This window comes from Cellulomonas uda, from assembly GCF_006538705.1.
In the GTDB taxonomy this organism is placed as follows: domain Bacteria; phylum Actinomycetota; class Actinomycetes; order Actinomycetales; family Cellulomonadaceae; genus Cellulomonas; species Cellulomonas uda.
Genome location: NZ_BJLP01000012.1, coordinates 1 through 20,795, shown reverse-complemented (window position 1 = coordinate 20,795; position 20,795 = coordinate 1). Strand labels below are relative to the sequence as shown.

Below are 20,795 nucleotides of genomic sequence, written 5' to 3'. Positions count from 1 at the left end.
CCCTTCGCGGCGCCCGCGCGGGTGATGTCGGACCCGGCCGGACCAGGGCCGATGCCGTGACGCGAGGCCGAGCGGAGGCGGTCCGACATTCGGCGCAGATATCTCTTGACCGGTACAGACCGAAGGCGTAGCGTCGAAGCCGTCACTTGACCGGTACAGAAGGGGAACGACCGTGTACCTGAGCCAGCCGCCTCTCGCCCTGCTCCACTCGCGCCGCGCGACCCTGACGCAGTCGCGCAGCGCCCTCCCGGACGCCCCCGTGGTGCCCGACGCACCGACCACCGGCCCCGTCGCGCACCGGCGCTCCGCCGACTCCGGCGTGCACGGCGGCGTGCTCGCCGTCCGCCGTCGCGGCGCCCGGTCGCTGCACCGGCTCGCGGACGCGATCGCACCGGCGGACCGCTCCGCGCTCGTCCGTTGACCGGCGCCGGCGTCGCCTACCCTGACGTCCGGGACCTCGCGCGGGACGCGGGGCCGGGACGACAGGAGACGAGCGTGGGGCGGGTCACGCTGCAGACGATCGCCGACAAGGTCGGCGTGAGCCGCATGACGGTCTCGAACGCGTTCTCCCGGCCCGACCAGCTCTCCGCCGAGCTACGGGCCAAGGTGTTGGCGGCGGCGGACGAGCTCGGGTACGTGGGCCCGGACCCCGCAGCCCGGATCCTCGCCCGGGGCTCGTCGGGCACCGTGGGGGTGCTGTTCACGCAGTCGCCCGCGAACGCGTTCCGCGACCCCATCGCCGCCGAGTTCTTCGCCTCGGTCGCGGAGGAGCTCGCACCCACCGGCCTCGCGCTCGCGCTCCTGCCCGCCAAGAGCGCAGCGATCCGGGACGCGGCACGCGACGTCCCCATGGACGCCGCCCTCGTGTACGCGTGCGTCACGGACACCACCGCGTTCGACTGGCTCGAGCGCCGGTCCTTGCCCCTGGTCTTCGTCGACCAGGCACCGACGGTCGAGCGCGCCTCGAGCGTCCTGCTCGACGACCGTCCGGGAGCACGCGCCGCCGCGCAGCACGTGCTCGACCTGGGCCACCGGCGGGTCGCGCTCCTGACGACCGCGTGGGGCGAGCAGCCCGGGGTCGCACCCGACCCCGCCACCGCCGGCGTCGGGCTCGTCTCGCGCGAGCGCGTCGAAGGCTGGATGAGCGCCCTGGGCCCGGCAGGTGCCGACGTGGTGGCGGTCCACATGGAGGACAACCTGGAGGCGGACGCGCTCGAGGCCGCCCGCACCGCACTCACGCTCCCCGACCGCCCGACCGCGGTGCTCTGCTTCTCCGACCTGGTGGCGTGGGCGGTGGTGCGTGTGGCGGGCGAGCTCGGTCTGGACGTGCCCGGCGACGTGTCGGTCGTCGGCTACGACGACAGCGCCCTGAGCCGCACGGTCGTCCCGCCGCTGACCACGGTCCGCCAGGACCTGGCGGCCAAGGGCCGCGCGGCCGCGCGTGCGATCGAGCACGCCATCGCCGCGGCCGCACCCGGTGCCGCACCGAGCACGCCCGAGCACGTCGTCGTCCCGACGGAGCTCGTCGTGCGCGCCTCGACGGGCCCCGCGCCCGCCTGACGAGCCCGGGCCGGGCCCCGCGTCGCGCGGTTCTCAGGCGTCGCCGTCGACCGCCGTGGGAGCGGTGGTGAGCGGCGCGATCGGCTCGTCGTCGTCGAGGACGGCCGTCATCTCGCGCAGGAATGCCACCACTGCCGGGCGCGCGGCGCGCGGGACGTCGTCGGCGACCCCGGCCATGCGCGCATGCATCCCGGCGAGCCTCTCGTGCACCTCGTCGTGCGCGTGCGGCGTCGCGCGGACGACGACCCCGCGCCGGTCGGTCGGGTGCGCCTCGCGCACCAGGTGACCCGAGCGCGTGAGCCGGTCGACCAGCTTGGTGGTCGACGCGGTCGAGATCTGGAGGACGTCCGCGAGGTGGTGGGGGCTCGTCGAGCGACCGTCGAGCTCGCGCGCGATGACGACCTGGAGCGCGCGCAGGTCCGTCTCGTTCATGGCCATGTCGGCGGCCGTGCGGCGGCGCATGGCCGCGTCGGCCCGGCGGAACGCGCGCAACGCCTCGAGCATCTCGGCGGGCGAGGGGTCCTCGCCGTACCAGTAGTGCTCTGGGGTTGCGGTCTCGGGCATGGCAGTCATACTAGTCTCTCAAGTAACTAGCGAGGCTAGCGAGATCGCCTCGGGACGGAGTCGACGTGACGCCACACCTCGCGCGCCGCGCGCGCCCGCACCACGTACCGGCCCCGTCATGAGCGCGACGACGGTCGCGACGACGGCGACCGCACCGAGCTCCACGGCAGCGAGCCCGGCGACGAGCACGGCGCCCAGCACGGTCCCGGCCTCCCCCGCACCTGCGGCGAGCGCGCCCACCACGACCGAGCGGCGACCGCTCGACGCCTTCCGTGCGGGCCCCGGCGTGCTCGCTCACGACGGTCACGCACAGGCACTCTGGACGGCCGCGGGCGACGCGACCCGCGGCGGGCGCGGCGTGCGCCCCCACCTCGTGCACGCGGCGTACCGCGCGTTCGGCGGCACCGACGTCCGCGCCGCCACGCACGTCGCCGACGCCGTGGAGCTGCTGCACGCCGCCTTCGTCGTGCACGACGACGTCATCGACGGCGACGACGTGCGCCGCGGGCGGCCCAACGTGGCCGGGACGTTCACGGCCCGCGCCCGGTCCGCCGGCGCCGACGGGGGCGCGGCCCACGGGTACGGGCGCGCCGCGGCGATCCTCGCGGGTGACCTCGCGCTCGTCGCGGCGACCCGCGCGTTCGCCACCGCGCCCGCCCCGACCCGGGTGGTCACGGCTCTGCTCGACCTGCTCGACGAGACGGTCGCGCTGTCCGCGGCGGGCGAGCTCGCGGACGTGCGGCTCGCGCTGCGCGTGGACCGGCCGACCGTCGGGGACGCGCTCCAGGTCGCCGAGCTCAAGACCGCCGCATACTCCTTCGCGCTGCCCCTGCGCGCGGGCGCCCTGCTCGCGGGGGCGGATGCCGACGTCGTCGCGGCGCTCGACCGTGCCGGCCGCCTCGTCGGGGTGGCGTTCCAGCTCCACGACGACCTGCTCGGCGTCTTCGGCGACGAGCACGTGACGGGCAAGAGCGCGATCGGCGATCTGCGCGAGGGCAAGGTGACCGCGCTGATCGCCCACGCCCGCACGACCGACTCCTGGCCTGTGGTCGCGGCCGCCCTGGGAGACCCCGCGCTGACCGCCGAGCGCGCGCTCGCCGCACGCGTCGCGTTGGTGCGGTGCGGGTCGCGCGCGTTCGTCGAGGACCTCGCGGCCCAGCACCTGGAGGCCGCGCGCGAGGTCGCGCGCGACGCCGGGCTGCCCGACGACGTCCTCGCGGCCCTGCTCGCCCTCGTCGTCGACGACCCGCGGGTCGCGGCATGACGCGCGGCTCGGCTCGAGCGCAGGTCCCGCACGGCGGGGCGGAGCGCTACGCGCACGCCGCCGCGACCGCCGCGTCGACGGTCGTCGGCGAGTACTCGACGTCGTTCGGCCGTGCCACGCGCCTGCTGCGCGAGCCCGTGCGGGGTCACGTCCGCGTCATCTACGCGCTCGTGCGCGTGGCCGACGAGATCGTCGACGCCCCCGACCTGGCGCTCACGGTCGAGGAGCGTGCCGCCTACCTCGACGCGCTCGAGGAGCAGACGCTGACGGCGCTGCGCACCGGCTTCTCGACCGACCTCGTCGTGCACGCGTTCGCCCGCACGGCCCGCGAGCACGGCATCGGGCCGGACCTCGTGCGCCCCTTCTTCGCCTCGATGCGCACCGACCTGCACGCCTCGCGTCACGACGAGCGTTCCTACGCGACATACGTGCACGGGTCCGCCGAGGTGGTGGGGCTCATGTGCCTGCGGGTGTTCGTCGCCGCCCCCGACGCTGACGACGACACGCGCGCGCACGGCTACGAGCGCCTGGCGCCGGCCGCGAGCCGCCTGGGCGCCGCGTTCCAGAAGGTCAACTTCCTGCGTGACCTCGCCGCCGACCGGGACGACCTCGGGCGCGCGTACGTGCCCGGGCTGGACCCCCACGCGCTGACGGACGCGCAGCGCGACGCGCTCCTCGACGACGTCGACGCCGACCTGGCCGCCGCCGCCGCGGGAGTCGCCGCGCTCCCCCGGTCCAGCCGGCGCGGGGTGCGGGCTGCGCACGACCTGTTCGCCGCGCTGTCGGCCCGCCTGCGCGCGACCCCCGCGGAGCGGATCGCGGCCGAGCGGGTCCGTGTGCCCGCACCGACCAAGGCGCTCGTGGTCGCCCGCACGCTGCTGCCCGCGGGGTGGCGATGAGCGGGGCCGGCCGGCGCGCGGTGGTGATCGGCGCCGGTGTCGCGGGGCTCGCGACCGCGGCGCTGCTCGCGCGCGAGGGCTACGACGTCGAGGTGGTCGAGCAGCAGCACCACGTGGGTGGGCGCGCGGCGACGTGGCAGCACGAGGGGTTCACGTTCGACCTCGGGCCGTCGTGGTACCTCATGCCCGAGGTCTTCGACCACTTCTTCCGGCTGTGCGGCACGAGCGCCGAGGACGAGCTCGACCTGGTCCGCCTGGACCCGGCCTACCGGGTCCTGTTCGAGCCGCGCGAGGGCGAGGGCGGTGCCCCGGCCGTCGACGTGCGCACGGGCCGCGCGCACGAGGCGTTCGAGGCACTCGAGCCCGGTTCGAGCGCGCGGCTCGACGCGTACCTGCGCTCGTCGCGCGAGGCGTACGACCTCGCGTTGCGGCACTTCCTGTACACGACGTTCGCGAGCCCGCGCGGGCTCGTCGGGCGTGACGTCGTCCGACGCGCCCCCCGGCTGGCCCGGCTCCTCGGCACGTCGCTCGAACGGTTCGTCGCCGCGCGCTTCGCCGACGATCGCGCCCGTCAGGTGCTCGGCTACCCGGCCGTGTTCCTGGGCACGTCGCCCGACCGCGCACCGTCGCTGTACCACCTCATGAGCCACGCCGACCTCGAGGCAGGCGTGCTGTACCCGCGCGGGGGCTTCGGCGCGGTCGTCGACGCGCTCGTGCGCACCGCGACCGCCGCCGGCGTGCGCGTCCGCACCGGCACGCGGGTCACCGGCGTCGCCACCGTCCCGGAGCGCGGTCGCCGCGGGGTCCGGGCCCGGGTGGTCGGCGTGGACCTCGCCGACGGTGAGCGGCTCGCCGCGGACGTCGTCGTCGGTGCGGGCGACCTGCACGACCTCGAGACGCGGATCCTGCCGCCCGAGCTCGCGACGTACCCCGAGCGGTGGTGGGACTCGCGCGACCCCGGCTTCGGCACCGTCCTCGTGCACCTGGGCGTGCGCGGTCGTCTCCCGGCCCTCGCGCACCACACGCTCGCCTTCACCCGGGACTGGCACGCGAACTTCGACGCGATCTTCGGCGCGGGCCGTCGCGTGCCCGACCCGGCCTCGTTCTACGTCTGCACCCCCTCGCGCACCGACCCCGGCGTCGCCCCCGACGACCACGAGACCCTGTTCCTGCTCGTCCCCGTGCCCGCCGACCCGACCATCGGCGCCGGCGGGATCGCGGGCTCGGGCGACGCGGCCGTCGAGGCCGTCGCGGACGCCGCGATCGCCACGCTCGCCGACTGGGCGCAGGTGCCGGACCTCGCCTCGCGCGTCGTCGTGCGCCGGACGGTCGGGCCCGCCGACTTCGCACGCGACCTCTCGTCGTGGAGCGGCAGCGCGCTCGGGCCGGCACACACGCTGCGCCAGAGCGCGTTCTTCCGCGGGCGCAACGCGTCCCGCCGGGTCGCGGGGCTGCTGTACGCGGGCGGGTCGACGGTGCCCGGGATCGGGCTGCCGATGTGCCTCATCAGCGCCGAGCTCGTCGTCAAGCGGCTGCGCGGCGACACGTCCACGGGACCTCTGCCGGTCCCCGCGCGGCTGCGCGAGGTCGCCGCATGAGGGGTGCGTACCTGCTGTGCCTGCTCGCGGCCGGCGCCGGTGTCGCGCTCCTCGACCGACGCTGGCGGCTCGCGCTGTGGCACCCGCGGTCGCGCGCGCGTACGGTCGCCGTCGGGTCGGCCGCCGCGGCGCTGCTGCTGCTGTGGGACGTCGTCGCGATCCGGGCCGGGTTCTACGGGCGGGGTGACTCCCCCGCTCTGCTCGGTGTGTGGCTCGCGCCGCACCTGCCGCTCGAGGAGGTGGTGTTCGTCGTGTTCTTCGCGTACGTCACGCTCGTCGCGGCCGGCGGGGCCGAGCGGCTCGTCGGCGGCGCACCCCGGCGCTCGCGCCGCGACGACGACGGGCCGCTCACCGACGCGGGTGCGCACGTGCCGTCCGACGACGCCCGTCCGCGCGAGGTCGCGTCATGACGTACGCGGGGCTCGGGGTCGGCGTGGTCGTGGCGTGCGCCGCCGTCGCCGCGTGGGCGGTGGCGACCGAGCCGCGCCGCGGCCGACGCCCCGCGCGGCTGCTCGCGGTGCTGGGACTGACCGCGGCCGCGCTGTGCCTGCTGACCGTGGTGTTCGACTCGCTGATGATCGCCGCCGACCTGTTCCGCTACGACGAGGCCGCGCTGCTCGGGCCCCGCGTGGGCCGCGCCCCGGTCGAGGACCTCGCCTGGCCGCTCGCGGCGGCGCTCGCGCTGCCGTCCCTGCTCGCGCTCACCACCGACCGACGGACCACGGAGGCCCGCGCGTGACCGCCGTGACCCCCCGCGCCACCACCCCCGGGAGCGAGGCGCTCGCCGGGCTCCGCCAGGTGCTGGGGTCCTCGCGTCCGCTGAGCTGGATCAACACCGCGTACCCGTTCGCCGCCGGGTACCTGCTCGCGGGCGGCGCGGTCGACGCCCTGCTCGTCGTCGGGACGCTGTACTTCCTGGTGCCGTACAACCTGCTGATGTACGGGCTGAACGACGTGTGGGACCACGAGTCGGACCTCGCGAACCCCCGCAAGGGTGGGGTCGAGGGCGTCGTGCTGGACACGCGGTGGCACCGCACGACGGTGGTCGCCGCGGTCGCGAGCAACGCGCCGTTCCTCGTCGCGCTCGCCGTGCTGGCCGTCGTCGCGGGGCATCCGTGGGCGCTCGTCCCGCTCGCTGTGTGCGTGTTCACGGTCGTCGCCTACTCCGCACCGCGGCTGCGGTTCAAGGAACGGCCGGGCGTCGACTCGGTGACGTCCGCGAGCCACTTCGTCGGACCCGCGGTGGTGGGCGTCGCCGCGGCCGGCGGGGCCTGGACGTGGCCCGTCGTCGCGACGCTCCTGGCGTTCACCGCGTGGGGCTGCGCGTCGCACGCCTTCGGTGCGGTGCAGGACGTGCGCGCCGACCGCGGGGCGGGGATCGGCTCGGTCGCGACCGTCCTGGGGGCACGCCGCACGGTGCGCCTCGCCATGGCGGGCTACGGGCTCGCCGCGGTGCTCCTGCTCACCGCGGGCTGGCCCACCGCGCTGGCGGCCGCGGTGCCCGTCGCCTACCTCGTGTCCGTCGCGCCGTTCCGGGACGTGACCGACGAGGAGTGCGAGAGCGCCAACCGCGGCTGGCGGCGCTTCCTGTGGCTCAACCTGGTCGCGGGTTTCGCGGTCACGCAGGGCCTGATCCTCGCGCACGTGGTCGGGGGCGGGTCGTGAGGCTCTGGTCGGTGCACCCCGAGCACCTCGACCGCGTGGGCCTGGTCGCCTGCTGGCGCGAGGGTCTCCTCGCGCAGGCGGCCCTGCGGCGGCCCGAGGGCGGTTACGGCCGCCACCCGCAGCTCGAGCGGTTCCGCGCCGCCCCGGTGCCGCTGGCCGCGGTCGGGACGTACCTCGAGGCGCTGGCCGACGAGGCGGACGCGCGCGGCTACCGGTTCGACCGGACGCGGATCGCCGTGCGCCGGCACGCCGAGCTGCCGCGCGACGTGGCGACGCTGCTCGTCGTGACCGAGGGCCAGCTCGCGTACGAGCGCGCGCACCTGCTCGCCAAGCTCGACGTGCGGGACCCCGCGGCCGCGCACGCGCTGCGCGCCGCCCGACTGCGCGCCCACCCCTCCTTCGTCGTCGTGCCGGGTCCGGTCGCGTCCTGGGAGAAGGGTCCGCCGAGTGGACCACCGTCGGTCGAGGCAGAGGTCGAGCCGTCAGCCGAGCGCGGCGACGAAGGCGAGCAGCGCAGCGCGTGACGTGCCGTCGTCGATCGCGTCGTCGGGGACCGCGCGCAGGCGCTCCCACGCCGTGGCGGCGTCGTCGGGACCTGCGAGCGCGAGGTACGCGAGCAGGTAGCCGCCGAACGTGGTCGCCGTCCCGTCCGCACCCCCCTCGTCCACGGCCGCGCGGATCCGCTGCGGGTCCACGTCGGTGGCGAGCGCCCGCTGTGCCGGGCCCATCGGGATGAGCTGGATACCGAGGATCGCGGCCGGCTCGGGGCTGAACCAGGTGGCGTAGTCACGCTTGCCGCCCCACACGAGCGAGACGACCTGGTGCGTGAACCCCGGCGCCCACGCCAGGTCCGGCGCGGTCCAGTAGGTACGCGCCGCCAGGGACTCGGTCGAGGCGAGCCACGTCGCCTCCACCAGCAGCGCGTCCTGACCCGTCGCGCGGGCCCACAGCCCGAGGCCGTTCCACGCGTTGACCGCCTCGGAGCTGGACTCCTGGTTGTTGCCGTCGGCGAACTGCGAGGGTCCCGAGGCCCAGGAGTGACCCGCGTACGGGTCGAACGAGCGCAGCTGCGGGAGCTCGTCGCTCGCCGTGGGGTTGGCGACGTCGGCCGCGAGCAGGTCGAGCACACCGAGGTCGTCGGCGAGCGCGGGGTCGTCGGCCGCGAGCAGGCCCGCGGCCGCCAGGAGGTAGCCGTGGTGGAAGTGGTGATCGTTGAGCTCGTCGGAGCCGAACGACGCCTGCAGGCCGACGGCGGCGCGGGCCGTCGGGTCGTAGACGAAGCAGCGCGCGTCGCGCTGCGTGCAGCCGTCGGACTGCGCCCACTCGCGCAGCGCGTCGGCCGTCGTGGCCCGCAGGTCGGCGACCACGTCGTCCGCGCCGAGCTGCTCGCCCAGCACGACGAGCGTGGCGGCACGGAACAGCGCCTTGCCACCGAAGTAGGTGTCGGACGGGAAGGCGGGCGTGGCGGCGACGTCCTGCTCGAGTGCGGCCAGGATCGCGCTGCGCTGCTCGTCGGACGCCCCGCGGACGTCCGGGACACCCGCGGGGGCGACCGTCGGCGCGTACGCGGACAGCACCGAGCCCGCGCACAGCTCGAGCGGCCCGCCGACGGACGCGTACTCCCCCAGCCCGCATCCGGTGCGCGCGGGCTGGTCACCCGCGCGGTGGTGCGGGGACAGCACGTAGGCGCCGGCCCCGCCGCGGGTCCGGTACGTGAGGGTGGTGCGGGCGTGCTCGTCGTCGACGCCGTAGGTCACGTCGACGGACTCCACCGGGTGCCGGGCTGCGGCCGCCAACGCGTCCTGCGCCGCCGCGCTCGCCCCGTCCGGCAGGGCGTACCAGCCCGCGACCTCCCCGCGGGCGAGCGTGGTGGCACCCGCGTCGAAGCCGGGCGCCGCGAGCGCCCACACCGCTCCCGCCACGTCGCCCTGCGCGGCGGCCGGGCCGTCGGGCGTCGCCGTCAGTCCGCCGTCGGTCCGGACGGTGACGTCGCGTGCGGCCGTGAACGTCACGACGGGCGAGCCCTCCGCGAGCGCGACGTGCCCGAGCACCTCACCCGCCTCGTCCAGCAGGTCGATCGTCACCGCGACGGGGTCGGCCGCGCTGACGACGGCGGACGCCGCGCCGACGTCGACGGTGAGCGCGGGGACGTGCGGTCCCGCGATCGTCTTCTCCGTCGCGACGGGCTTCGGCAGCCCGAGCGTGAAGCCCGCGTCGGTGAGCTGGAACGACAGGGGCTGGGCGAACACGGGCTCGTCGCCGAACACCAGGCCGCTGTACCAGCGGTTCGTCTGCGGCAGCACCCCGTCCGCGACGCGCGCGGTGGGGAGCCGTGCCACGTCACGCGCGGGGACGTCGGCGACGAGCGCCGCAGTGTCGAGCGCGGGGACGCGCGCGTCCGGCGGGCCGGGTGCGCCGCCGCTGGTCGCCGCGGCGCGGTCCCGGTCGCTCACGAGGGCCGCGACACCCCCCGTGACGACCGCGACCAGGGCGACGAGCGCGAGGACGAGCCACCAGCGCCGCGTCACCCGAACACCCCCCGGACGTAGGTGGTCACGGCGTGCGAGACGGTCGTCACCACCCCGTCGTTGCGCAGGGAGATGCTCGCGGTCACGGGGGTCCCGGACCCGACCAGGCCGTTCTCCTCGCCGTCGACCAGCTCGTCGGACCCGACCGTGACGAGCGCGAGCGCCTTGCCGCCGACCGTGGTGACCTGCACCCGCTCGACGGTGCCGCGCAGGGTCGCGGTGCTGGGAAGCTCGATCGTCACCGCGGCGTCCTCCGGGACGCGGGCGTACTCCTTGGGCGTGAGCGTGTACTCGGCCTGCACGTACAGCGACCCGGCGATCTGCACGGTCGCCAGGTGGTCCGCGGCGGAGACGAACGTGCCGGACTGCGCGGCGACGTCCGTGACGGTGCCGTCCTGCGTCGCGAGGACGACGAGGTTGCCGTCGACGTCGATCGTGGTCGCCTGCCCCGCGGTGCTCACCGTGCCGAGCGACAGGTCGCGGTCGAGCGCGGCGGAGTCGATGACGAACAGCGGGTCGCCCTCGGACACGACGTCGCCGACGGCGACCTTCTGCGCGACGACGAGGCCGGCGTACGGGGTGCCGACGACGTACGTCTCCCCGAGGATCTGCGCCGAGTCGCTGACGGCCGTGCCGCGCGTCTCGTTCACGTGGTACGTGGCGTAGGCCGCCACGAGCAGCACGAGGACCGTCCCCGCGAAGAGCTTGAACCGCACGCGCCAGGTCATGCCGCACCTCCCGTCGTCAGCGCGAGGGAGCCCTCGCGCACGTGCATGTCTCGCTCGGCCGCCGCGTGCTCGCGCGCGGCCCGCCGTCCGGCGCGTCCCTCGCGCCACGCGGTCACGACGAACCCGCCGAGGATGAGCGTGTTGGTCGCGTTCCACGCGACCGCGAGGCTCGGGTACCCGTTGGAGACGTCCTTCCAGATCCCCACGGCGGTCGTGATGGCGAGGAGCTCGAAGAACAGCACCTGCGTGGTGATGAACGCGAAGGGCGAGCGGTACGCGCCCTTCGACCCGGTGACGTGCCATGCCTGGTCGCGGCGCAGCAGCGCGTTGACCAGCGCGCGCGTGTAGATGGGGAACGACACCGAGGCGAGCAGCAGGACCTGCCAGCGGAACGACCCGAGCGTGTAGAACGCCAGGAAGATCTGCATCACGTAGAAGCCCGCGTAGTACAGCACCCAGGTCAGCGGCGTGATGGTGAGGTTCATCGGGGTCAGGTCGAAGTAGATCTGCAGCGGTGGGACGAGCAGCAGGAGCAGCGGTGCGATGCCCGTGAGGTAGTGCGTCGCGGTCACGGTGTACTGCAGGCGCTGGTCGAGGGTGAGCGGGTGACGCCGCGAGAGCGGGTTGTGCGTGAGCATGATCTCGAATCCACCGGTCGCCCAGCGCAGCTGCTGCTTGGAGTACGCCTCGATGGTCTCGGGGGTGTCGCCGACCGCGAGCGCGTCCGGGATGTACACCGTGCGCCAGCCCTTCTCGTGGAGCATGAGCGAGGTCCACACGTCCTCGGACTTGGAGTCGGAGTAGATCCCCCCGACCGAGTCGATCGCCGCGCGCCGGAACACCACGTTGGTGCCGACGCAGAACGCGGCGTTGAACCGGTTCCGGCCGGGCTGGATGTACCGGTAGAAGACCGCCTGCATGTACGCGGCGCCCTTCGAGATGACGGTGTGCAGGTTGCCGTACGTCTGCGGCGTCTGGACGAACGCGACCTGGTCGTCGGCGAAGAACGGCACGGTCTCGTGCAGGAACGTCGGGTGCGGGACGAAGTCGGCGTCGAGCACGGCGAACAGGTCACCGCGCGCGATGGACAGCGCGTGGTTGATGTTCCCGGCCTTGGCGCCGTTGCTGGACAGCCGGCGCACGTAGCGCGCGCCGAGCTCGGCGGCCAGGTCCCGCACCTCGTCGGACCGGCCGTCGTCGAGCACCCAGGTGCGGTGGCGGCCCTGCATGGCCACCGCGGCGGTCACGGTCCTGCGGATCGTGTCGAGGTCCTCGCCGTACGTCGTGATGAGCACGTCGATGGTGACGGGCCGGTCGGCGAGGTACACCTGCCAGTCCTGCGGTCGGTTCTCGACCCGGTCGCGCATGATCTCGGCGACGTCGTACAGGCGGTCCTGCGCGTGGTGGAACGTGAAGCCGCGCGGGTCGTGGCCCGCGGACAGGACGGTCCACATCGCGAGGAGCGCGTGGACGACGAGCACCGTCTCGGCGGCGATGACCATGCTGTAGGGCAGCCAGTCGCCGCGGTTGTCCGGGTTGAGCAGGAAGACGGCGTAGACGACGATGCCCGCGCTCGCGAGCAGGACCATGAGGACGAGCGAGGGGCTCTGGGCCGCCTGCGTCTCGGTGGAGCGCGTCGGGCGCGCGAGCGGTTCGTCGGTGCGCCGTGGCTCGAGCACGAGCCGGTCGAACGTGGTGGTCATGTGGGGCCCCCTCCGTCGGTCTGGCACGACGACCGGAGGGTGGCCCACCGGTGCCGTTCGACGGCAGCGGTGGCGCCGGTGCACGGGGGCGGGCGGGTGACCGTGGTCGTCCTGCCGGCCCCGTGCGGAACACATGTGACGCTAACGGACACTTCGGGCAACCTGTCCACCGCACGACGGTGTGGCCCACGTCACACTGTGCGACGTGCCTGGTCAGCGCGTATGCGTGCCGTGGTCGCGCTCGCGCGTGTCGCCCGTCAGGTGGACGCGCCCGTCACCCGCCCGCATGCGGCCGTTCGGGTCGCCGCGACGACGATCTGACCCGAGACTTGCCGCGTGCGAACCATGGGAGTCGAGGAGGAGTACCTGCTGGTCACGCCCGAGGGCGAGCCGGCAGCGCAGTCGCCGGCGGTGCTCGGCATCGCCGCCCGCGAGCTCACGAGCACCGCGGTGCCCGGCGGCGACGTCGAGAAGGAGTTCAAGAGCGAGCAGGTCGAGACGTCCACGCACCCGTGCACGGACCTGGACGAGCTGCTCGACCAGGTCCGGGCGGGACGTGAGCGCGTCGACTCCGTCGCGCAGGCCGCCGGTGTGCGGATCGCCGCGCTCGGCACCGCGCCGCAGGCGGTCGACCCCACCGTGATCCCCGACCGGCGCGCGCAGGAGATCCGCGCACGGTTCGGGCTGACGGCACGTGAGCAGCTCACGTGCGGGTGCCACGTGCACGTGAGCGTGTCCGACGACGACGAGGGCGTGGTCGTGCTGGACCACCTGCGCCCGTGGACGTCGGTGCTCCTGGCGCTCTCGGCGAACAGCCCGTCCTGGCAGGGCGTGGCGAGCGGGTACGCGTCGTACCGCTCGCAGGTGTGGGGTCGCTGGCCCACCGCGGGCCCGACCGCCCCGTTCGGCGACGCGGCGACGTACCGCGAGGTCGTCGAGTCGCTGCTCGCGTCCGGCACGATCCTCGACGACGGCATGCTGTACTTCGACGCCCGCCTGTCCCAGCGCTACCCCACCGTCGAGGTGCGCATCGCGGACGTGTGCCTGGACGCGGGTGACGCGGCGCTGCAGGCCGCGCTCGTGCGCGCGCTCGCGGACACGGCGGTGCGCAGCCCGCGCGACGAGCACCCGGTGCGCGCCGAGCTGTTGCGCACGGCGGCGTGGCGCGCGGCGCGCTCGGGGCTGTCCGGCGACCTCGTGAGCCCGCTGACGTGGCGTCCGGCGCCCGCGATGGACGTCGTGGACCAGCTCGTCGACCACGTGCGGGACGCGCTCGTCGAGAACGGCGACCTCGAGGCGGTCGAGCGCCAGCTCGCGCACGTGCGGCGGCGCGGCAACGGCGCGGTCGAGCAGATGGGCTGGCGCGCGCGCGGCGACGACGACGCCGCGGTGGTGCGTCGGGCGGTCGAGCGCACGCTCGGCGCACCCGCGCTCGTGCACTGAGCGCGGGCGTTCAGTCGGCACGGCGGGGCACCGGGGACTCCGGGACGCGCAGGTGTGACGTGCCTCCCGCTGTTTCACCGCGCCGACCTGCGCCGACGCTGGCACGCTGGGTCGCATGCTCATCTGGCCCGGACGCCCCTACCCCCTCGGCGCCACCTACAACGGGGCTGGCACGAACTTCGCGCTGTTCTCGGAGGTCGCGGAGCGTGTCGAGCTCTGCCTGATCGACCCCGACGGCACGGAACGCCGCGTCGACCTCGTGGAGGTCGACGCGTTCGTGTGGCACGGCTACCTGCCCGCCGTGCAACCCGGTCAGCTGTACGGCTACCGCGTGCACGGACCGTACGACCCGGAGAACGGCCACCGCTGCGACCCGTCGAAGCTGCTGCTCGACCCGTACGCCAAGGCGATCCACGGCCAGGTCGACGGCGACGCGTCGCTGTACTCGTACCGGTTCGACGACCCCGCGCAGCGCAACGAGGACGACTCGGCCGCGCACACGATGCTGTCGGTGGTCGTCAACCCGTTCTTCGACTGGGGGCACGACCGCCCGCCGCAGCACGAGTACCACGAGTCGGTGATCTACGAGGCGCACGTGCGCGGGCTGACCAAGCAGCACCCCGCGGTCCCGGAGGAGCTGCGCGGGACGTACGCCGCGCTCGGGCACCCGGCGGTCATCGAGCACCTCACGCAGCTCGGCGTGACCGCCATCGAGCTGATGCCGGTGCACCAGTTCGTCAACGACCCCTCGCTGCAGGCCAAGGGGCTGTCGAACTACTGGGGCTACAACACGATCGGCTTCTTCGCGCCGCACAACGCGTACGCGGCGTTCGGGCAGCCCGGTCAGCAGGTCCAGGAGTTCAAGGCGATGGTCCGCGAGCTGCACGCCGCGAACATCGAGGTCATCCTCGACGTCGTCTACAACCACACCGCCGAGGGCAACCACCTGGGCCCCACGCTGAGCTTCCGCGGGATCGACAACGCCAACTACTACCGGCTCGTCGACGACGCCAAGGAGCACTACTTCGACACGACGGGCACGGGCAACTCCCTGCTCATGCGCTCGCCGCACGTGCTCCAGCTGATCATGGACTCGCTGCGGTACTGGGTGACGGAGATGCACGTCGACGGGTTCCGGTTCGACCTCGCGGCGACCCTGGCCCGCCAGTTCCACGAGGTCGACCGCCTGTCGGCGTTCTTCGACCTGGTGCACCAGGACCCGGTGATCTCGCGCGTCAAGCTCATCGCGGAGCCGTGGGACGTCGGCGACGGCGGCTACCAGGTGGGCGGGTTCCCTCCGCTGTGGTCGGAGTGGAACGGCAAGTACCGCGACACGGTGCGTGACTTCTGGCGGGGTGAGCCGTCGACGCTCGGCGAGTTCGCGAGCCGCCTGTCGGGCTCGTCGGACCTGTACGAGCACACCGGCCGCCGGCCGATCGCGAGCGTCAACTTCGTCACCGCGCACGACGGCTTCACGCTGCGCGACCTCGTCTCCTACAACGAGAAGCACAACGAGGCGAACGGCGAGGACAACCGGGACGGCGAGGGTTGGAACCGGTCGTGGAACTGCGGGGTCGAGGGTCCGACCGACGACGACGCGGTGAACAAGCTCCGCGGCCGCCAGCAGCGCAACTTCCTCGCGACGCTCCTGCTGTCGCAGGGCATCCCGATGCTCGCGCACGGCGACGAGCTCGGGCGCACGCAGCAGGGCAACAACAACGTGTACTGCCAGGACAACGAGCTGTCGTGGGTGGACTGGGACCTGGACGAGGAGCGGACCGCGCTCCTGGCGTTCGCCCGTCGCGTCGTACAGCTGCGCCAGGAGCACCCCGTGTTCCGGCGTCGCCGGTTCTTCGCGGGGGCACCCGACCACGGCGGCGAGTCGGAGCTGCGGGACATCGCGTGGCTCTCACCCTCGGGCGAGCACATGGCCGACGAGGAGTGGAACAGCTCGAGCGCACGTGCGGTGATGGTCTTCCTCAACGGCGACGCGATCGCCGAGCCGGACGTGCGCGGTGAGCAGATCGTCGACGACTCGTTCCTCATCCTGTTCAACGGGTCGCCCGAGCCCACGTCGTTCACGATCCCCGACTCCGAGTACGGCGAGCAGTGGACCGCGGTGCTGGACACGGACTCGCAGGTGGACCCGGGCGACACCGCGGCGCCGGGCGAGGAGCTCGCGCTCGCGCGGCACTCGATGGTCGTGCTCACGCGCCCGCCGGTCACCCCGATCCCGGCGGCGTCCGGCTCGGGTGCGATCGCGGAGGCCGCGCGCGAGTCGGCGAAGGTCACCCCGACGCGGACCGAGCCGAAGCGCCGCAGCACGCGGCGTCCCTCGGCGCGCTCGTCGTCGGGCACCGCGCACGAGGGCGACGCGTGACGGACACGCGGCAGACGCCCGCGCGCCGGTTGGTCGCACCCGGCCGACCTGTGCCGGTCTCGACGTACCGCGTCCAGCTCGGCGCGGACCTCACGTTCGACGACGTCGCGGAGCGGGTCCCGTACCTCGCGTCGCTCGGGGTGTCGCACGTGTACCTGTCGCCGGTCCTGACGGCCGCCCCGGGCTCGACGCACGGCTACGACGTCGTCGCGCACGACGAGGTCTCTCCCGTCCTGGGCGGGATCGACGGGCTGCGTCGGCTCGCGGACACCGCGCACGCCGCCGGGTTGGGCCTCGTGCTGGACATCGTGCCGAACCACATGGCGGTGCCGACGCCCGTGTGGCACAACGCCGCCCTGTGGTCGGTGCTCGAGGACGGCGCCCGGTCGCCGTACGCGGCGTGGTTCGACGTGGACTGGTCCGCGGGCGACGGAGCGGTGCTCATGCCCGTGCTCGGCGACCGGATCGGCGCGGTGCTCGCACGCGGTGAGCTCGAGCTCACGACGGCCGACGTGCCGGGACGCGGGCCGAGCACCGTGCTGCGGTACCACGACCACGTGTTCCCGGTCCGAGCAGGCACCGAGCAGCTGCCGCTCACCGAGCTGCTCGAGCGCCAGCACTACCGGCTCGCGTACTGGCGCGTGGCCGACGAGGAGCTCAACTACCGCCGGTTCTTCGACGTCGGCACGCTCGTCGCGGTGCGGGTCGAGGACCCGGACGTGTTCTACGCGACGCACCGGCTGGTGCTCGACCTGCTCGAGGAGGGTGTGCTCGACGGTCTGCGCGTCGACCACCCCGACGGCCTCGCCGACCCCGCGGGGTACCTCGCGCGGCTGCGTGAGGCGAGCGGGGGCGCGTGGGTCGTCGTCGAGAAGATCCTCGAGGGCGACGAGGAGCTGCCCGCCGACTGGGACACCGCGGGGACCACGGGCTACGACGCGCTGTGGCGCATCCAGCAGACGTTCGTCGACCCGGGCGGCGCGGCCCCGCTCGGCGCGCTCATGCACCGGCTCACGGGCGAGGCGTCCGACGACTACGAGCGCGTGGTCGAGCAGGCCAAGCGCGAGGTGGTCGACGGCCCGCTCTACGCCGAGGTGTACCGCCTCACGACGCTCGCGGCGAGCATCTGCGCGGACGACCTGCGCCTGCGCGACCACACGTGGCGTGCGCTGCACGAGTGTCTCGTCGAGCTGCTCGTCGCGTTCGACCGGTACCGCGCGTACGTCGTGCCGGGCGAGGTCGTCCCGTCCGACTCGGTCACCGCGCTCGAGCGCGCCGCCACCGTCGCGCGCGGACGCATGTCGACCGAGCGGCACGCCACCATGGACGTGCTGGTCGACCTCCTGCTCGGGCGCGAGGTCGGTAGTGCGGGACGCACGCGCGGCGAGCGGCGCGACGAGCTCGTCGTGCGGTTCCAGCAGACGTGCGGTGCGGTCACGGCCAAGGGCGTGGAGGACACCGCGTACTACCGCTGGACGCAGCTCGTCGGGCTGTGCGAGGTGGGCGGCGAGCCGTCGCGGTTCGCGCTCACCCCCACCGACCTCGCGGCGTGGGCCGCGCGGCAGCAGGTCGCCGCGCCGCTCGCCATGACGACGTTGTCGACGCACGACACGAAGCGCAGCGAGGACACCCGCGCGCGGCTCGGCGTGCTGAGCGAGCTGCCCGCGGAGTGGTCGCGGCTGGTCCTCGCGGTGCGGGGCGCGACGGCGTCCGCGCGCAGCGCACGCGTCGACGGGCGCGCCGAGCAGTGGGTGTGGCAGACGCTCGCAGGCACGTGGACCCCCGACGGACCGATCGCGCGCGAGCGCCTCGTGGAGTACCTCACGAAGTCGCTGCGCGAGGCGAAGACGCACACGTGGTGGACCGCGCCCGACGAGGCGTACGAGGCCGCGATCGTCGACCTCGCGACGCGCGCGCTGGGCGACCCGGAGGTCGTCGCGCTGCTCACCGACTGGGAGCAGCGCTCGCGCGCGGCGGTGCGTGCGGCCGTGCTCGGGACCAAGCTCGTGCAGCTCACGCTCCCGGGCGTCCCGGACGTGTACCAGGGCACCGAGGTCGACTCCCCCACGCTCGTCGACCCGGACAACCGACGCTTCGTCGAGCTCGAACCGCTGGTCGAACGTCTCGAGCGGCTCGACTCGGGCGCCGGGCCCCGTGACCTGTCCGACGAGAAGCTGCTCGTCACGTCGCGGGCCCTGCGAGTGCGCCGGGACCTGCCCGAGGCGTTCGTCGGACCCGAGGCCGGGTACGTGCCGCTCGCGCACTCGTCGGGCCACACCGTGACGTACGCGCGCACGGTCGCCGACGAGCCGCGCGTGACGGTCGTCGCGACGCGGCTCGCGGCGTCCGTCGACCGGCTCGGCGGCTGGGCGGACCACACGGTCGCGGTCCCGCCGGGCACGTGGCGTGACGTGCTCACCGGGCGCACCACCGAGGGCGGGGTGACACCGGTCGCGGGCGTCCTCGAGCGGCTGCCCGTCGCACTGCTGGTGCGGGAGGACTGACGTGCGCGCGGCGGTATGGGCGCCCGATGCCGCCCGGGTCGACGTGCTCGTCGGACCTGACGACACGCCGCGCGAGGTCCGGGCGCTCACGCGGTCCCCCGACGGCTGGTGGCACGACGACCGGGACCTCCCGCACGGCACCGACTACGCGTTCTCGCTCGACGGCGGCCCGGCGCGCCCCGACCCGCGCAGCGCGTGGCAGCCCGCAGGCGTGCACGGGCCGAGCCGCGTGTTCGACACCGCGCGGTTCACCTGGACCGACGACGGCTGGGCCGGCGTCGACGTTCGCGGTCGCGTGCTGTACGAACTGCACGTCGGGACGTTCACCGACGAGGGCACGCTCGACGCGGCGTGCGAGCACCTCGAGGACCTCGTCTCCCTCGGCGTCGACGTCGTGGAGCTCATGCCGGTCGCACCGTTCGACGGGGACCGCGGCTGGGGCTACGACGGCGTGGGCCCCTGGGCGGTGCACGAGGCGTACGGAGGGCCGGCGGCACTGCAGCGCTTCGTCGACGCGGCGCACGCGCACGGCCTCGCGGTCTGCCTCGACGTCGTGCACAACCACCTCGGCCCCGCCGGTGCGTACGTGGGCGAGTTCGGGCCGTACTGGACGGACGCGCACCACACGCCGTGGGGCTCCGCGATCAACCTCGACCAGCCCGGGTCCGCCGAGGTGCGAGCCTGGCTGATCGGGTCGGCGCTGCGCTGGCTGCGCGACTTCCACGTCGACGCGCTGCGCCTCGACGCGGTCCACGAGCTGCGCGACGACTCGGACCGGCACCTGCTGTCCGAGCTGTCCGACGAGGTCGCGGCGCTCGCCACCGAGCTCGGCCGGCCGCTGTCCCTCGTCGCCGAGACGGACCTCAACGACGTCGTCTCGGTCACGCCGACCAGCGAGGGCGGCTGGGGCATGACGGCACAGTGGGCCGACGACGTGCACCACGCGATCCACGCGCTCGTCACCGGCGAGCGGCACGGCTACTACGTGGACTTCGGCTCCCCCGCGACGCTGCGCCAGGCGCTCACGCGCGTGTTCGTCCACGACGGCGGCTACTCCACCTTCCGGGACCGCGACTGGGGCCGCCCCGTCCCCGACGGCACCGACGGCCACCGGTTCGTGGTGTTCGTCCAGGACCACGACCAGGTCGGCAACCGCGCGATCGGCGACCGCCCGTCCGCCTGGCTGAGTCCCGGCCTCCTCGCGTGCGAGGCCGCGCTCCTGCTGCTCTCGCCGTTCACCCCCATGCTGTTCATGGGCGAGGAGTGGGGCACACGCCGCCCGTTCCCCTTCTTCACCTCGTACACCGACCACGACCTCGGCGACGCGGTCCGCGAGGGCCGGCGCCGCGAGTTCGCGGGCCACGGCTGGGCCGCGCTGTACGGGCACGACATCGAGGTCCCGGACCCGCAGGACCCGGCGACCCGCGACGCCGCCGTGCTGGACCGCACCGAGCGCACGCACGACGACCACGCCCGGCTGCTCGAGTGGTACCGCACCCTCATCGCGCTGCGCCGCTCGTCACCCGACCTCGCCTCCGGCGACCTCGCCGACACCGTCCTCACCTGGTCCGGACCCGACGACGCCGACGGACCCTGGCACGGACTGCTCGACCTGCGCCGCGGCGACGCGCACGTCCTGGTCAACCTCGACACCACCGAGCACGCCGTCCCCCTCGCGCCCGACGTCCCCCTCGTCGTCGCCGCGGCATGGGACCCCGTCCGCTACGACGGCCCCGACACCCTCGTCGTCCCCGCCGCCTCGGCAACGGTCCTCCTCCCGCGCGACGAACAGCGCAGCGCGTGACCCTCCGCTCCTCGTGCTACGCGGGCGAACACCGACGACCGCGAGACCGCCGTCGCCGATCCCGTCGGCGGGTCCGACCACCGACGCCCCAGGGCGATGCCCGACCAACCTCACCGGCCGAGCACGAAACCCGCTACGGCCGGCGCAACCCCGCC

General features: G+C 74.4%; 17 protein-coding genes. 13 read left to right on the top strand and 4 right to left on the bottom strand.

The window, feature by feature from the left end; genetic code table 11:
• The first annotated feature begins 172 nt into the window (after positions 1 to 172).
• Positions 173 to 421, top strand: a complete 249-nt coding sequence (locus CUD01_RS04870) for a hypothetical protein (protein ID WP_141319193.1) — start codon at positions 173 to 175, stop codon at positions 419 to 421.
• A gap of 74 nt (positions 422 to 495) precedes the next feature.
• Positions 496 to 1,560, top strand: a complete 1,065-nt coding sequence (locus CUD01_RS04865; protein ID WP_094180134.1) for a LacI family DNA-binding transcriptional regulator — start codon at positions 496 to 498, stop codon at positions 1,558 to 1,560.
• Between the two features lie 33 nt (positions 1,561 to 1,593).
• Here CUD01_RS04865 and CUD01_RS04860 read toward each other — a convergent pair whose 3' ends face one another.
• Positions 1,594 to 2,124 carry a MarR family winged helix-turn-helix transcriptional regulator gene (locus CUD01_RS04860; protein ID WP_243860752.1) on the bottom strand — a complete coding sequence of 177 codons (531 nt, stop codon included), beginning with the start codon at positions 2,122 to 2,124 and terminating at the stop codon, positions 1,594 to 1,596.
• Between the two features lie 118 nt (positions 2,125 to 2,242).
• On the opposite strand from CUD01_RS04860, the gene CUD01_RS04855 reads away from it, so the two are divergent.
• Genes CUD01_RS04855 through CUD01_RS04825 form a run of 7 tightly spaced genes read left to right on the top strand, consistent with a single transcriptional unit; the run spans position 2,243 to position 8,074 of the window.
• Positions 2,243 to 3,388 carry a polyprenyl synthetase family protein gene (locus tag CUD01_RS04855; RefSeq protein ID WP_176586710.1) on the top strand — a complete coding sequence of 382 codons (1,146 nt, stop codon included), beginning with the start codon at positions 2,243 to 2,245 and terminating at the stop codon, positions 3,386 to 3,388.
• Entirely contained in the window at positions 3,385 to 4,287 is a 903-nt protein-coding gene (locus CUD01_RS04850; protein WP_141319189.1) for a phytoene/squalene synthase family protein, read from the top strand. Before CUD01_RS04855 ends, CUD01_RS04850 begins: the two co-directional genes overlap by 4 nt.
• On the top strand, positions 4,284 to 5,885 hold the full coding sequence (crtI, locus tag CUD01_RS04845; RefSeq protein ID WP_141319187.1) for a phytoene desaturase family protein: 1,602 nt from the start codon (positions 4,284 to 4,286) through the stop codon (positions 5,883 to 5,885). The genes CUD01_RS04850 and crtI overlap by 4 nt, the downstream gene beginning before the upstream one ends.
• Positions 5,882 to 6,295 carry a lycopene cyclase domain-containing protein gene (locus CUD01_RS04840; RefSeq protein WP_141319185.1) on the top strand — a complete coding sequence of 138 codons (414 nt, stop codon included), beginning with the start codon at positions 5,882 to 5,884 and terminating at the stop codon, positions 6,293 to 6,295. The genes crtI and CUD01_RS04840 overlap by 4 nt, the downstream gene beginning before the upstream one ends.
• A complete protein-coding gene (locus CUD01_RS04835; protein ID WP_141319183.1) occupies positions 6,292 to 6,624 on the top strand; it encodes a lycopene cyclase domain-containing protein in 333 nt (110 codons plus the stop codon). Before CUD01_RS04840 ends, CUD01_RS04835 begins: the two co-directional genes overlap by 4 nt.
• Positions 6,621 to 7,550, top strand: coding sequence for a prenyltransferase (locus tag CUD01_RS04830; RefSeq protein WP_371860753.1), 930 nt, complete (start codon positions 6,621 to 6,623; stop codon positions 7,548 to 7,550). The genes CUD01_RS04835 and CUD01_RS04830 overlap by 4 nt, the downstream gene beginning before the upstream one ends.
• Entirely contained in the window at positions 7,547 to 8,074 is a 528-nt protein-coding gene (locus CUD01_RS04825; RefSeq protein WP_244937655.1) for a pyrimidine dimer DNA glycosylase/endonuclease V, read from the top strand. Before CUD01_RS04830 ends, CUD01_RS04825 begins: the two co-directional genes overlap by 4 nt.
• Here CUD01_RS04825 and CUD01_RS04820 read toward each other — a convergent pair.
• The 3 genes from CUD01_RS04820 to CUD01_RS04810 are packed head-to-tail and all read right to left on the bottom strand — an operon-like array spanning position 8,033 to position 12,509.
• The gene (locus CUD01_RS04820; protein WP_141319181.1) at positions 8,033 to 10,078 is read right to left on the bottom strand and encodes a glycosyl hydrolase; all 2,046 of its coding nucleotides are present in this window, start codon (positions 10,076 to 10,078) and stop codon (positions 8,033 to 8,035) included. The two genes, CUD01_RS04825 and CUD01_RS04820, sit on opposite strands and share 42 nt — an antisense overlap.
• Positions 10,075 to 10,806: an HlyD family efflux transporter periplasmic adaptor subunit gene (locus CUD01_RS04815; protein ID WP_141319179.1), complete on the bottom strand. Its 732-nt coding sequence runs from the start codon at positions 10,804 to 10,806 to the stop codon at positions 10,075 to 10,077. Before CUD01_RS04815 ends, CUD01_RS04820 begins: the two co-directional genes overlap by 4 nt.
• Entirely contained in the window at positions 10,803 to 12,509 is a 1,707-nt protein-coding gene (locus tag CUD01_RS04810; protein ID WP_141319177.1) for a glycosyltransferase family 2 protein, read from the bottom strand. Before CUD01_RS04810 ends, CUD01_RS04815 begins: the two co-directional genes overlap by 4 nt.
• A gap of 345 nt (positions 12,510 to 12,854) precedes the next feature.
• On the opposite strand from CUD01_RS04810, the gene CUD01_RS04805 reads away from it, so the two are divergent.
• The 4 genes from CUD01_RS04805 (at position 12,855) to treZ (ending at position 20,640) form a co-directional block, all read left to right on the top strand.
• Positions 12,855 to 13,952, top strand: a complete 1,098-nt coding sequence (locus tag CUD01_RS04805) for a carboxylate-amine ligase (protein ID WP_141319248.1) — start codon at positions 12,855 to 12,857, stop codon at positions 13,950 to 13,952.
• A 115-nt stretch (positions 13,953 to 14,067) separates the two neighbouring features.
• The gene (gene glgX, locus CUD01_RS04800) at positions 14,068 to 16,332 is read left to right on the top strand and encodes a glycogen debranching protein GlgX (protein ID WP_141319175.1); all 2,265 of its coding nucleotides are present in this window, start codon (positions 14,068 to 14,070) and stop codon (positions 16,330 to 16,332) included.
• Positions 16,329 to 18,836, top strand: coding sequence for a malto-oligosyltrehalose synthase (gene treY / locus CUD01_RS04795; RefSeq protein WP_141319173.1), 2,508 nt, complete (start codon positions 16,329 to 16,331; stop codon positions 18,834 to 18,836). The genes glgX and treY overlap by 4 nt, the downstream gene beginning before the upstream one ends.
• A 1-nt stretch (position 18,837) precedes the next feature.
• On the top strand, positions 18,838 to 20,640 hold the full coding sequence (gene treZ, locus CUD01_RS04790) for a malto-oligosyltrehalose trehalohydrolase (protein ID WP_141319171.1): 1,803 nt from the start codon (positions 18,838 to 18,840) through the stop codon (positions 20,638 to 20,640).
• The last annotated feature ends 155 nt before the right edge of the window (positions 20,641 to 20,795 follow it).

Bases quoted from the DNA above. Each gene is read 5' to 3' on its own strand.
- CUD01_RS04805 (WP_141319248.1), top strand. From the start codon at position 12,855: ATGGGAGTCGAGGAGGAGTACCTGCTGGTCACGCCCGAGGGCGAGCCG.
- CUD01_RS04835 (WP_141319183.1), top strand. From the start codon at position 6,292: ATGACGTACGCGGGGCTCGGGGTCGGCGTGGTCGTGGCGTGCGCCGCC.
- crtI (WP_141319187.1), top strand. From the start codon at position 4,284: ATGAGCGGGGCCGGCCGGCGCGCGGTGGTGATCGGCGCCGGTGTCGCG.
- CUD01_RS04850 (WP_141319189.1), top strand. From the start codon at position 3,385: ATGACGCGCGGCTCGGCTCGAGCGCAGGTCCCGCACGGCGGGGCGGAG.
- glgX (WP_141319175.1), top strand. From the start codon at position 14,068: ATGCTCATCTGGCCCGGACGCCCCTACCCCCTCGGCGCCACCTACAAC.
- CUD01_RS04855 (WP_176586710.1), top strand. From the start codon at position 2,243: ATGAGCGCGACGACGGTCGCGACGACGGCGACCGCACCGAGCTCCACG.
- CUD01_RS04810 (WP_141319177.1), bottom strand. From the start codon at position 12,509: ATGACCACCACGTTCGACCGGCTCGTGCTCGAGCCACGGCGCACCGAC.
- CUD01_RS04860 (WP_243860752.1), bottom strand. From the start codon at position 2,124: ATGCCCGAGACCGCAACCCCAGAGCACTACTGGTACGGCGAGGACCCC.
- CUD01_RS04815 (WP_141319179.1), bottom strand. From the start codon at position 10,806: ATGACCTGGCGCGTGCGGTTCAAGCTCTTCGCGGGGACGGTCCTCGTG.
- CUD01_RS04840 (WP_141319185.1), top strand. From the start codon at position 5,882: ATGAGGGGTGCGTACCTGCTGTGCCTGCTCGCGGCCGGCGCCGGTGTC.